Source organism: Agrobacterium sp. A3-95 (genome assembly GCF_053521785.1).
The window spans coordinates 147,063-159,407 of record NZ_JBNWDR010000002.1; the positions used below are offsets into that span (position 1 = coordinate 147,063).

At 58.6% G+C, this 12,345-nt stretch carries 13 protein-coding genes; all 13 read left to right on the top strand.

All coding sequences use genetic code 11. The features are described 5' to 3' along the window. Window positions 1-29 precede the first annotated feature (29 nt). The 13 genes from glnT to ACQZ5Y_RS06220 all read left to right on the top strand — a co-directional run bounded on the left by glnT (window position 30) and on the right by ACQZ5Y_RS06220 (window position 12,340). Window positions 30-1,337, top strand: coding sequence for a type III glutamate--ammonia ligase (gene glnT / locus ACQZ5Y_RS06160; RefSeq protein WP_065688023.1), 1,308 nt, complete (start codon window positions 30-32; stop codon window positions 1,335-1,337). 91 nt (window positions 1,338-1,428) lie between these two features. Beyond that, the gene (gene purU, locus ACQZ5Y_RS06165; RefSeq protein WP_003511505.1) at window positions 1,429-2,313 is read left to right on the top strand and encodes a formyltetrahydrofolate deformylase; all 885 of its coding nucleotides are present in this window, start codon (window positions 1,429-1,431) and stop codon (window positions 2,311-2,313) included. 144 nt (window positions 2,314-2,457) lie between these two features. Beyond that, window positions 2,458-3,153, top strand: coding sequence for a GntR family transcriptional regulator (locus ACQZ5Y_RS06170; protein WP_003511504.1), 696 nt, complete (start codon window positions 2,458-2,460; stop codon window positions 3,151-3,153). A gap of 183 nt (window positions 3,154-3,336) precedes the next feature. Beyond that, entirely contained in the window at window positions 3,337-4,197 is an 861-nt protein-coding gene (locus tag ACQZ5Y_RS06175; protein WP_013761897.1) for a transporter substrate-binding domain-containing protein, read from the top strand. Window positions 4,198-4,273: 76 nt separating this feature from the next. Continuing rightward, window positions 4,274-4,963: an ABC transporter permease subunit gene (locus tag ACQZ5Y_RS06180; protein ID WP_174060128.1), complete on the top strand. Its 690-nt coding sequence runs from the start codon at window positions 4,274-4,276 to the stop codon at window positions 4,961-4,963. A 29-nt stretch (window positions 4,964-4,992) separates the two neighbouring features. Then, window positions 4,993-5,724, top strand: a complete 732-nt coding sequence (locus ACQZ5Y_RS06185) for an amino acid ABC transporter ATP-binding protein (RefSeq protein WP_025595347.1) — start codon at window positions 4,993-4,995, stop codon at window positions 5,722-5,724. A 97-nt stretch (window positions 5,725-5,821) separates the two neighbouring features. After that, on the top strand, window positions 5,822-7,000 hold the full coding sequence (locus ACQZ5Y_RS06190; protein WP_003511500.1) for an iron-containing alcohol dehydrogenase: 1,179 nt from the start codon (window positions 5,822-5,824) through the stop codon (window positions 6,998-7,000). Between the two features lie 118 nt (window positions 7,001-7,118). Continuing rightward, a complete protein-coding gene (locus ACQZ5Y_RS06195; protein ID WP_003511499.1) occupies window positions 7,119-7,721 on the top strand; it encodes an amino acid synthesis family protein in 603 nt (200 codons plus the stop codon). An 11-nt stretch (window positions 7,722-7,732) separates the two neighbouring features. Continuing rightward, window positions 7,733-8,578 carry an alpha/beta fold hydrolase gene (locus ACQZ5Y_RS06200; protein ID WP_174060127.1) on the top strand — a complete coding sequence of 282 codons (846 nt, stop codon included), beginning with the start codon at window positions 7,733-7,735 and terminating at the stop codon, window positions 8,576-8,578. Continuing rightward, entirely contained in the window at window positions 8,575-9,513 is a 939-nt protein-coding gene (locus ACQZ5Y_RS06205; RefSeq protein WP_174060126.1) for a flavin reductase family protein, read from the top strand. Before ACQZ5Y_RS06200 ends, ACQZ5Y_RS06205 begins: the two co-directional genes overlap by 4 nt. Further along, on the top strand, window positions 9,510-10,550 hold the full coding sequence (locus tag ACQZ5Y_RS06210) for an LLM class flavin-dependent oxidoreductase (RefSeq protein WP_174060125.1): 1,041 nt from the start codon (window positions 9,510-9,512) through the stop codon (window positions 10,548-10,550). Before ACQZ5Y_RS06205 ends, ACQZ5Y_RS06210 begins: the two co-directional genes overlap by 4 nt. Before the next feature lie 4 nt (window positions 10,551-10,554). Then, complete coding sequence (locus ACQZ5Y_RS06215; RefSeq protein ID WP_174060124.1) at window positions 10,555-12,021, top strand: aldehyde dehydrogenase; 1,467 nt, start codon at window positions 10,555-10,557, stop codon at window positions 12,019-12,021. A 4-nt stretch (window positions 12,022-12,025) separates the two neighbouring features. Continuing rightward, window positions 12,026-12,340, top strand: coding sequence for an NIPSNAP family protein (locus tag ACQZ5Y_RS06220; protein ID WP_111799713.1), 315 nt, complete (start codon window positions 12,026-12,028; stop codon window positions 12,338-12,340). Window positions 12,341-12,345: the final 5 nt, after the last annotated feature.

Consider the following 12,345-nt stretch of genomic DNA (forward strand, 5'->3'; position numbering starts at 1 on the left):
TGTCTGATATTCAAAAAAAGGGGAATGACGTGACACTGGACCTCTCCAAGTTTGCTGCCGAAAAAGGCATCAAATATTTCATGATCAGTTATACCGATCTCTTTGGTGGCCAGCGCGCCAAGCTGGTTCCTGCAGAAGCGATTGCCGATATGCAGAAGGGCGGCGCCGGATTTGCCGGTTTCGCCACATGGTTCGATCTGACGCCCGCCCATCCCGATCTCTTCGCCGTGCCGGACGCCTCCTCGGTCATCCAGCTTCCCTGGAAAAAGGATGTGGCATGGGTTGCTGCCGATTGCGTCATGGAAGACCAGCCTGTGGAACAGGCGCCGCGCGTCGTTTTGAAAAAGCTCATCGCGGAAGCGGCCGGGCAAGGGCTGCGGGTCAAAACCGGCGTGGAACCGGAATTTTTCCTGATTTCGCCGGACGGCGCGAAAATCTCCGATGAGTACGACACGGCGGAAAAGCCCTGCTACGACCAGCAGGCAGTGATGCGTCGTTACGATGTGATCGCGGAAATATGCGACTACATGTTGGAGTTGGGCTGGAAACCCTACCAGAACGACCATGAGGACGCGAACGGCCAGTTCGAGATGAACTGGGAATATGACGATGCGCTCCAGACGGCGGATAAACATTCCTTCTTCAAGTTCATGGTCAAGTCGGTTGCCGAAAAGCACGGGCTGCGCGCGACATTCATGCCGAAGCCTTTCAAGGGGCTGACCGGCAACGGCTGCCACGCCCATATTTCGGTCTGGGACCTGGACGGCGAGGTCAACGCTTTTGCCGACAAGGCAATGCCTTTCGGGCTCTCCGCAAAGGGCAAGACGTTTCTGGGCGGCATCATGAAACACGCCTCCGCTCTTGCGGCCGTCACCAATCCGACGGTTAATTCCTACAAGCGCATCAACGCGCCGCGGACCATCTCGGGCGCGACCTGGGCGCCGAACACGGTGACCTGGACCGGGAACAACCGCACCCACATGGTTCGCGTGCCAGGGCCGGGGCGTTTCGAACTGCGTCTGCCGGATGGAGCCGTGAACCCCTATCTGCTCCAGGCCATCATCATTGCGGCCGGTCTGTCGGGTGTCCGCTCACAGGCCGATCCCGGTCCGCATCACGATATAGACATGTATCGCGAAGGTCATACCGTGACGAATGCGCCGAAACTGCCGCTCAATCTTCTCGATGCGCTGCGCGAATACGAGAAGGACGAGGAACTGCAGCAGGCATTGGGCATGGAGTTCTCAAAGGCCTATCTCAAGCTCAAGCAGGGCGAGTGGAACGCTTATTGCGCGCAATTCACTGCCTGGGAGCACCAGACAACGCTCGACGTTTGAGTTCGGGTTTCCCCGCCGCCCTCGCGGCTTTTCCCCGCGCTCATCAGACAGCGCGGGGTTTTTCCAATATCGATGACAGAGAGAGTGCCGGATGACGAACTTCGTCCTGACCGTAACCTGCAAGTCCACCCGAGGCATCGTCGCTGCCCTTTCAGGCTTTCTCGCTGAAAAAGGCTGCAACATCGTCGATAGTTCGCAGTTTGATGATCTCGGCACTGGCCGTTTCTTCATGCGAGTGGGCTTCATTTCCGAAGAGGGAGCAAAGCGTGACGACTTGATGGCTGGACTGATGCCGATCTCGCAGAAATTCGGCATGGAAGTGGCGCTTCATGACCAGTCCGAGCGGATGAAGGTCCTGCTGATGGTGTCGCGCTTCGGCCATTGCCTGAACGATCTGCTTTACCGTTGGCGCATCGGGGCCTTGCCGATCGATATTGTCGGTGTCGTCTCCAACCATTTCGATTACCAGAAAGTGGTGGTCAATCATGATATTCCCTTCCACCACATTCCGGTGACGAAGGAAAACAAGCCACAGGCTGAAGCCCGGATCATGGATATTGCCGAAAGCACCGGAACCGAACTGATCGTGCTTGCGCGTTATATGCAGGTGCTTTCCGACCGGATGTGCGAGACGATGTCGGGGAAGATCATCAACATCCACCATTCTTTCCTGCCGTCCTTCAAGGGCGCCAACCCTTACAAGCAGGCCTATCAGCGCGGCGTGAAGCTGATCGGCGCGACGGCCCACTATGTCACCGCCGATCTCGACGAAGGTCCGATTATCGAGCAGGATATTGTGCGTATTACCCATGCCCAGAGCGCGGAGGATTATGTTTCGCTCGGCCGGGATGTCGAGGCGCAGGTTCTGGCACGCGCCATCCACGCCCATATCCACCACCGTACTTTCATCAACGGTAACCGGACCGTGGTCTTCCCGCCAAGCCCGGGCAGCTATGCATCGGAACGGATGGGGTGACGCGGCATTGCGACAAGCTGGTCGCGCGCTGTTGCCATAAACATGGTGCGCGGCTAAATAAGTTGGTACGCCATAATATAAAGAGCCAGAACCTGTTTTCACGCCCGGCGGGCGGAAGCGGGATGTGCCAAACGAGGTGATACCATGACCGGTGCTTTGCAGGGAACTGCCATTCGCGTTGAGCGTCCGACCAAGACGCTGAGGGAGCTTGCGCTCGACAAGGTGCGCGACGCCATCGTGAACGGTTACTTCCGTCCGGGAGACCGCCTTGTGGAGCGCGATCTCTGCGCCCAGCTGGGCGTTTCCCGCACCATCGTGCGCGAAGTCCTGCGGCATCTGGAGTCCGAGGGGCTGGTGGCGAATTTGCCGAACAAGGGGCCGATGGTTGCGCTGCTCGATCTCGCCGAGGCCAAGCAGATTTACGAAATCCGCGGTGCGCTGGAGGGAATGGCGGCTCGCCTTTGTGCGGAGCGTCGCGATCCCGCCATTGTCGAGGCGCTTGAGGCTTCGCTCGAGCATATTCGCGAAAGTTACGTTGCCAAGGATATGCCCGGTGTTCTCGCGCATACCTCGTCTTTTTATCATACGCTGTTCAGCAAGATCGACCGGCATGTCGCCTGGGGCGTCGTCAATTTGCTGACGGTGCGAATCAACCATCTTCGCTCCATGACGATCAAGACGAAAAGCCGCGATACCGAAGGTCCGGCCCAGATGAAAAAGATCGTCGATGCGATCCGGAAAGGTGACGGGGACGCCGCTTACAAAGCCGCTCTCGATCATGTCACCAGCGCATGCGCTATCGCCGAAGCCGTTCTCACCGCGCAAAAAACGGCTGACTGACGGTTTTTGGCGCTCCGTTCTGCTTGTTTTGCGGTTGCCCAGCTGGCGGCCGCAAGCTCTTGGTTTTTCGATTTTATGGTTGTTTTACAATAATTTAGAAAAACAAATGACCGCTTATTGACAGGGCAATCCGTTTGGTGTGATGGTATGCCATAATAAATAATATAAAGAGCGGAGCTTAATATGAACTGGAATCCGATTTCCCGGAAATGCATAGCCGTGCGCGCCAAAACCTCTCTGGCGGGCTTTGTCATCAGTCTTCTTGCCGGTGCGGCCGTTGCACAGGACTGCACGCCGAAAATATCCAACGATCACCTCATCAAGCCCGGCCATCTCGTGATGGCGACCAGCCCGACATTGCCGCCCATGGCCTATGCCGACCAACAGGGCGTGCTCAAAGGCCTTCGTATCGAGTTGGGTTATGAAATCGCCAAGCGCCTCTGCTTGAAGCCCGAATATATCAGCACGGAATATGCCACCATGGTGCCGGGCCTGCAGGGCGGCCGCTGGGACATGATCAATGCTGGCCTGTTCGTGACGGCGGAGCGGCGCAAGATCCTGTTCATGATCCCCTATGAGAGTCTCGCCATCAGCATTTCAACGGCCGTCGGTGCATCCGAGCCCATCACCAAGGTGGACGATCTGGCCGGCAAGGCTGTCAGCACCGATATCGGTGGCTATGCCGAGCGCAAGATCAAGGAATTGAACGAGGACTTCAAGAAACGCGGTCTTGCGCCGATGACCATAAACCTGTTCGACAATTACGCGACCGTCTATCAGGCGCTGCGGGCAGGTCAGGTTCAGGCCGCGGTCTCCATCGATCCTGTCGCCAAGCAATACCAGGATCGCGGCGAGTTCACGCATGCACTTTCCGGCATGTACCCTACGCCCGGTTCGCTTTCCTTTGGAAGCAAGGACGTCGCCAGTGCCGTCTCTGCTGCTCTCAAGGAAATGAAGGCCGATGGTTCGCTTGAAAAGCTGATGGGTGGTTATGGCGTGAGCATCGCGCCCGGCGATCTCGCCGTTCTTGGTCCAGAAGGCTGAAATCTCCTCCATCTGAACTGTCAGCGCGGCGGGAGAGTTCTCGCCGCGACCATTCCCGCATGAATTGGAGAAAGACGTGAAGGGTTGGAACTGGGAAGGTTTCTTCGAATATCTGACGAATTATTATCTTTTCGAGGGGGCGATGGTGACGCTCGGCCTCACGGTTTTTGCCATGACGGCGGGTCTTGCGCTGGGCTTCGTCATTGCGGTGATGCGCATGTCGAAATACCGGTTCCTCTCCGGACCGGCCTATTTCTACACCTGGATATTTCGTGGCACGCCGCTGCTGGTGCAGCTCATCATCATCTATACCGGCCTGCCGCAGCTCGGCATCAAGCTGACGGTTCTGCAGTCCACCCTGATCGGCCTATCGCTCTGCGAGGCCGCTTATCTGTCGGAAATCGTCCGGGCAGGTATTGCCGCGGTTCCCAAAGGCCAGATCAATGCGGCGCGCGCCATCGGCATGACCGAGGCGCAGGTGATGCGCTACATAGTTGCGCCGCAGGCCTTCCGCATCATCATTCCGCCGCTTGGCAATTCCGTCAATGGCGTGCTGAAGACAACGTCGATCGCCTCCATCATTTCCATGGAGGAGCTGCTGCGCCGCACGCAGGTTCTTATCCAGGAAAAGTTCCTCGTTCTGGAGCTTTTCATGGTTGCGGCCCTTTATTACCTCGCCATGACGACCGCCTGGGAACTCATCCAGCGCCGTATCGAGAAACGATTGGGCAAGGCCTACGGCCCAATGTCGGCTGACGTACACTAGGGAGAAGTCCGATGTCTCAAGCAACCAGCATGATCGAACTTCAATCCGTCAACAAATGGTACGGTCCGACCTTTCAGGTTCTGACCAATTGCAGCCTGAATGTAGCCAAGGGCGAAGTCGTCGTGATCTGCGGTCCGTCCGGTTCGGGCAAGTCGACGCTGATCAAATGCGTCAATGCGCTGGAGACGATCGGCAACGGCATCATCACAGTCAACGGGGTTGAGGTGACCAACCCCAAGACCGATATGCCTAAGCTGCGCTCCAAAGTAGGCATGGTGTTCCAGCATTTCGAACTCTTCCCGCATATGACGATCCTCGAAAATCTGTGCATCGGGCAGGAGAAGGTTCTCGGCCGCTCCCCTGCGGAGGCGCTGGTCAAAGCCAACGCCCTTCTGGAGCGGGTGGGGCTTACCGCGCATGCGAAGAAATATCCCGGTCAACTTTCCGGCGGTCAGCAGCAGCGCGTCGCAATCGCCCGCGCGCTGGCGATGGATCCGGTCGCCATGCTTTTTGACGAGCCTACATCGGCGCTTGATCCGGAAATGATCAACGAGGTGCTCGACGTCATGGTCTCGCTTGCGCAGGAAGGCATGACGATGATGGTGGTGACGCATGAAATGGGGTTTGCCCGCAAGGTGGCTGACCGCATCGTCTTCATGGATGGCGGCGAGATCGTCGAGATCGGCGAGGGGGACAGCTTCTTCACCAATCCGAAGACGGATCGCGCACGCTCGTTCCTGTCGAAAATCCTGGCGCATTGAGGCCACGGCGACCGGAGCGGGATGGCGAAATCCCGCTTCAGATCGTGTGCCTTAGGCCGTTCCGAACAACGCAGAATGATAGTGGCGGAGAACCGCAATGATAAACCGTGTCCTGATGCCTCGCGAAATGCTCATCGGCGGTGGCAGCCGTTTCCGATTGCCGTCACTGTTGAAATCTCTGGGGGTGAAGCGCCCTCTGCTCGTCTGCGATCCAGTCATGCAGAAACTCGGCCATGCGGATGCGCTTTTGCAGGCGCTTGGCGGCGAGGGTATCGATGCCGCCATTTTTGCGGATGTCGTAGAAGATCCAACGGATATATCCATCGCCACACTGGTGAAACGCGTTTCCGGGGGAGGCCATGATGGTCTCGTCGCACTCGGCGGCGGTAGCGCCATGGATACGGCGAAAGCAGGTGCCATCGTTGCAACCAGTGGCGAAGAGCTGCGGGCGCTGAAAGTTCCAAGGATCGTGGATTTTGCCGTCATGCCGGTAATTGCCATACCCACAACCGCAGGAACCGGATCGGAAGTAACACGCGCCGCCGTCGTGACGGACACGGCTGCCAGCGAAAAAATGCTCATCCTCGGCACTGCCGCTTTGCCCGTGGCGGCCATCATCGATTACGAGCTGACGCTGACCTGCCCTTACCGCGTCACGGTCGATACCGGCATAGATGCGCTGACCCATGCGTTGGAAGCGCTGGTCAACCGCAACGGTAATGCCCATTCCGAGGCGTTGGCGCTGTCCGCGCTGAAACTGATCGGGGCAAATCTCGAAAAAGTCGCGAACGACCCGCAAAACCGGGAAGCACGCGAAGCGATGATGCTCGGGGCGACGCATGCGGGTCTTGCCGTTTCCAACACATCCACAGCGTTGATCCACGGCCTCAGCCGGCCGGTCGGTGCCTTTTTCCACGTTCCGCACGGCATGTCGAATGCGATGGTACTGCCGTTGGTCACACAATTTTCGTTGAATTCCGCTCTACCGCAATATGCCGCCGCTGCCCGCGCACTTGGTTGCGCCAGTTCGACGGACAGTGACCAGATTGCAGGCGCAAAGATGGTGGAGGCTTTCATCGGCCTGAACAGGCGGCTGAAGGTGCCGACCCCGCAGGAATTCGGTATCGACAAAACCCGCTATCTCGATCTTTTGCCGGAAATGGTGCGACAAGGCCTCGCCTCCGGCACACCGGCAAATAACCCACGGGTTCCGACGGCAGCGGAAATGACGCGCCTTTACGAACTGGCCTTTGACGGCCGCATGGAAGGGCCTTGAGCCATAACATCCTGTAAGAACTGTCATTTTTCGCAACTTCAAGCCACAGATTTCCGCCACTTGACACTTACATATTATGGCATACCATAAGACATCATATTTATCGGAGAGAACGCCAATGCCCATCCAGATCCGTAAGACCCTGTTGCAGGTCGAAACAACGTTGATTGAAGGAGGCAAGGCCGCAGCGACACCTTTGAAGCTGTTCACCGCCATCGCGGTCGTGAAAAATCCCTGGGCTGGAAAAGGCTTCGTGGATGACCTCAAACCGGAAATCCACGCCGGGGCGCCGGTGCTGGGCGAACTGCTGACGAAGATGATCCTTGATGCCGTGGGTTCCGGCGAAGCGGTGGAGGCCTATGGCAAGGCGGCCGTCGTCGGGCTGGATGGTGAGATCGAACATGCCTCCGCGCTCATTCACACGCTGCGTTTCGGCAATCACTATCGTCAGGCTGTGGGTGCCAAGTCCTATCTGGCCTTCTGCAATACGCGTGGTCCCGGCAATGCGCCGATCATGATCCCCTTAATGGACAAGAACGATGAAGGCCGCCGTTCGCACTACCTGACTATCCAGACCTCCGTTCCCGATGCTCCGGCTGCCGACGAGATCGTCGTCGCGCTCGGTGCTTCAGTCGGCGGCAGGCCTCATCACCGCATCGGCGACCGGTATCAGGATCTGAAGGATCTCGGTCAGGATGTCGCCAACCCGGCGGGCGTTTGAGGGTGATGCAAATGCAGGAGGCCGCCACCACGTCACGGGTCAATGCTGCAAAGGCAGGTGCTGCCGCGCTCCCTCGCAAGGTGACCGAGGGCGGGGCGGCCTATTTCGAGGCAGGCGCGGGTGAAGACCTGATCCTCATCCACGGTGTGGGAATGCGGCTGGAAGCCTGGAAGCCGCAGATCGAAATCTTTTCGAAGACGCACCGTGTCATCGCGGTAGATATGCCGGGGCATGGAGGCAGTGAACGCCTGCCAGCGGGCAGCACGCTCAAGGATTTTGTCGGCTGGTTCGGCCGGTTTCTTGACGATATGCGGATCGCGCGTGCCAATGTGGCCGGGCATTCCATGGGTGCGCTGATTTCCGGCGGTGCCGCTGCAACCTTTGGAGATCGAATTGCGCGCGTCGGTTATCTGAACGGCGTTTACCGCCGTGATCCGGTCGCGAAGGCTGCGGTTCTTGCACGCGCGGCTGCCATCCGGACCACCGGCGTGGACAAGGAAGGCCCTTTGTTACGCTGGTTCGGCGACGATCCAAAGAGCCAGCAGGCGCGGGAGTTGACTCGAGGTTGGCTGGAAATGGTCGATCCCGAAGGTTACGCGGTTGCCTATACCGCATTTGCGGACGGCGACGAGACCTATGCGGATCGGTGGCCCTCGGTCATCTGCCCGGCTCTTTTCCTGACGGGTTCGGACGACCCCAATTCGACGCCGTTGATGGCCGAGCAGATGGCGGCGATCACACCGCGCGGTTACGCCCGCGTCGTTGAGGCGCACCGGCATATGGTCAACCTGACCGCACCTGAAACTGTCAATGCGATGATGGCCGAATGGCTGGCTTTAGAGGAGGAGCCGCAATGACTGTTGCAACCCTTGATCCGCGCGCTTTGCGCGATGCATTCGGCGCTTTCGTTACGGGAGTAACAATCGTGACCACCCGGGACGATGCAGGAAAGCCCATCGGTTTTACCGCCAACTCCTTCACCTCGGTTTCGCTCGATCCGCCGTTGCTGCTGATCTGCCTTGCCCGCAGCTCGCGCAATTTCATGACGATGACCGGCACCAAAAACTTCGCGGTCAATATTCTGTCGGAAAGCCAGAAGGACCTCTCCAACACCTTCGCCCGGCCGGTCGAAGACCGTTTCGCCACCGCCAGCTGGTTGGATGCGCCGAAGGGCTCCCCGGTCTTTGCAGACGTCGCGGCCTGGTTCGAATGTTCGATGCAGGAGGTTATCGAGGCCGGCGATCATGTCATTCTGCTCGGCCGTATCGAGGCTTTCGACAATAGCGGCCTGAACGGTCTCGGTTATGCGCGCGGCGGCTATTTCACGCCGATGCTGGCTGCAAAGGCGGTATCGGCAGCGGCAGAGGGCGATATCGTCGTGGGCGCCGTTCTGGAACGGCGCGGCGAGATTTACCTCGTTGGCGACGACGTGCTGTCGCTTCCCGGCTGTGTCGTGGCAAGCGGCGATCCGGCCGCGGCGCTGACATCACGTCTCGAAGACCTGACGGGTCTCTCCGTCAAAACGGGATTTCTCTACTCGGTTTATGAGAACAAGACGGATGGGCGCCAACACGTCGTCTATCACGCGCTTGCCGATGGCGATCAAGCGCCGCGCGAGGGCCGTTTTCTGTTGCCCGGCGCGCTGGCTTCGGCAAAATTCGACTCTGGCGCTACGGCGGATATCGTCAATCGTTTCGTGCTGGAAAGCTCGATCGGCAATTTCGGTGTTTATGTCGGGAACGAGACCGCCGGCAAGGTTCATCCCATCTCCATGAAGGGGCCAAAACCATGAAATTCTCCCTCTTCGTTCACATGGAGCGGCTGGACGCCTCCCAGGACCACAAGACACTCTACGAGGAGTTCGTGACACTATGCGAGATCGCCGATCGTGGTGGCATGCATGCCATCTGGACCGGCGAACATCACGGCATGGATTTCACCATAGCGCCCAACCCCTTTGTAACGATCGCCGATCTGGCGCGGCGTACGAAGACGGCACGCCTGGGTACGGGAACGGTGATCGCGCCTTTCTGGCACCCGATCAAGCTTGCCGGAGAAGCGGCGATGGCGGATCTGATCTGTGACGGCCGTCTTGATATCGGCATCGCGCGTGGCGCCTATTCGTTCGAATATGAGCGGCTGCTTCCAGGCCTCGATGCCTGGGGCGCCGGCCAGCGGATGCGCGAGCTTATTCCGGCTGTCAAAGGGGTTTGGGCGGGTGACTACACCCACGACGGCGAATTCTTCAAGTTCCCGGCCACCACATCGGCTCCCAAACCACTGCAGCAGCCTTTTCCGCCCATTTGGGTGGCGGCGCGTGATCCGAATTCACATGAATTCGCTGTAGCCAATGATTGCAATGTTCAGGTGACGCCGCTCTGGCAAGGCGATGACGAGGTGGAAACCCTGATGGGCCGCTTCAACGATGCCTGCGCGAAAAATCCGGATAAACAGCGGCCGAAAATCATGCTGCTGCGCCACACCTATGTCGGTTCCGGTGAAGCCGACATTGCCCAGGCGGCCCATGAGATGAGCGTCTATTACAACTACTTCTTTGCATGGTTCAAAAACGAAAAGCCCGTTCATCAAGGGCTGATCGAGCGTATTGCGCCGGAGGAGATTGTCGCAAACGCCATGCTTTCCGGTGATGTCATGCGCAAGAACAACGTTGTCGGCGATGCCGATGAAGTCATTACCCGGCTTAAGGCCTACGAGGCCATGGGCTACGACGAATATTCCTTCTGGATCGATACCGGCATGAGCTTCGAGCGCAAGAAGGCCTCGCTGGAACGCTTCCTTTCCGATGTCATGCCGACTTTCAAGGAGTAAGATGATGCGCCGTTTCCAATGTTACATCGACGGGCGCTTCGAGGATGGTGAGGCGAGCTTTTCCAGCCTCGACCCGGCAACCGGTGAACCTTGGGCAGAAATGCCGGAAAGCCGCGAAGCGGATATTAGCCGCGCCGTAGAGGCTGCGCATCGGGCGCTTTATGACGATGCCGCCTGGTCGAAACTGACGGCGACGCAACGCGGCAAGCTGCTCTATCGGCTTGCCGATCTGGTTGCCGAAAATGCAAAGACGCTTGCCGAGCTCGAAACCCGTGACACCGGCAAGATCATCCGCGAGACCTCGGCGCAGATTGCCTATGTCGCGGACTATTATCGCTATTATGCGGGCTTGGCTGACAAGATCGAGGGTGCCTACCTGCCGATCGACAAGCCGGACATGGATGTCTGGCTGCGGCGCGAACCCGTGGGTGTGGTGGCCGCGATCGTCCCGTGGAACAGCCAGCTTTTTCTGGCAGCCGTTAAAATCGGCCCGGCGCTCGCTGCCGGCTGCACAATCGTCATCAAGGCCTCGGAAGACGGACCGGCGCCGCTTCTGGAGTTCGCCCGGCTAGTGCAGGAGGCTGGTTTTCCTGCCGGCGTCGTCAATATAGTCACTGGTTTCGGTGCGTCCTGCGGCACGGCACTCACCACGCACCCGAAGGTGGCCCATATCGCCTTTACCGGCGGGCCGGAAACGGCGCGTCAAATCGTTCGCAATTCGGCCGAAAATCTTGCCTCCACGTCGCTCGAACTCGGCGGCAAATCGCCAATCCTCGTCTTTGCCGACGCCGATCTCGAAAGCGCCGCCAATGCGCAGGTCGCGGGAATTTTCGCGGCGACCGGTCAGAGCTGTGTTGCCGGATCACGGCTGATCGTCGAGAGAAGCGTGAAGGATCGCTTCCTCGGGATTTTGAAGGCGAAGGCTGAGGCGATCCGCGTCGGCTCGCCGCTGGACATGGCAACGGAAGTGGGGCCGCTCGCGACCGAGCGGCAGCGCAAGCATATTGTCTCTCTGGTCTCTGCTTCCGAAAAAGCCGGTGCGAAGGTGGTGACGGGCGGTGTGGCGGTGGATGGCGCTGGTTATTTCTACCCTCCGACCATTCTCGATTGTGACGGCATTCGTTCGCCGTCCATGGAAAGGGAGTTCTTCGGCCCGGTTCTTTCGGTTGTTTCCTTCGAAACCGAGGCGGAAGCGATCGCTTTGGCCAATGACACGGTCTATGGCCTCGCCTCGGGCGTCTTCACGCAGAACCTGACGCGCGCCCATCGGCTGATGAAGGCGATCCGCGCCGGTGTGGTCTGGGTGAACACCTATCGCGCCGTCTCACCGATTGCGCCTTTCGGCGGTTTCGGTCTTTCCGGTGATGGTCGCGAAGGCGGGCTTGCGGCAGCGCTCGATTACACGCGCACGAAGACCATATGGCTTAGAACCTCCGATGACCCGATCCCCGATCCATTCGTGATGCGGTGACGCGATGTTTTACGAAATCCGCACCTACCGGCTGAAGAACGGCGCCATTCCGGCCTACCTTCGGGTTGTCGAGGAGGAAGGCATCGAAATCCAGAAAAGCCATCTGGGCGAGCTGGTGGGTTACTTCTTTTCCGAGATCGGGCCGATCAATGAAATTGTCCACATCTGGGCCTTTTCCAGCCTGGATGACCGCGAGGAGCGGCGCGCAAAGCTGATGGCCGATCCGCGCTGGTTATCCTTCTTGCCGAAAATCCGCGACCTCATTGAAGTCGCCGAAAACAAGATCATGAAGCCGGCGCCTTTTTCACCGCTGAAGTGAATCTG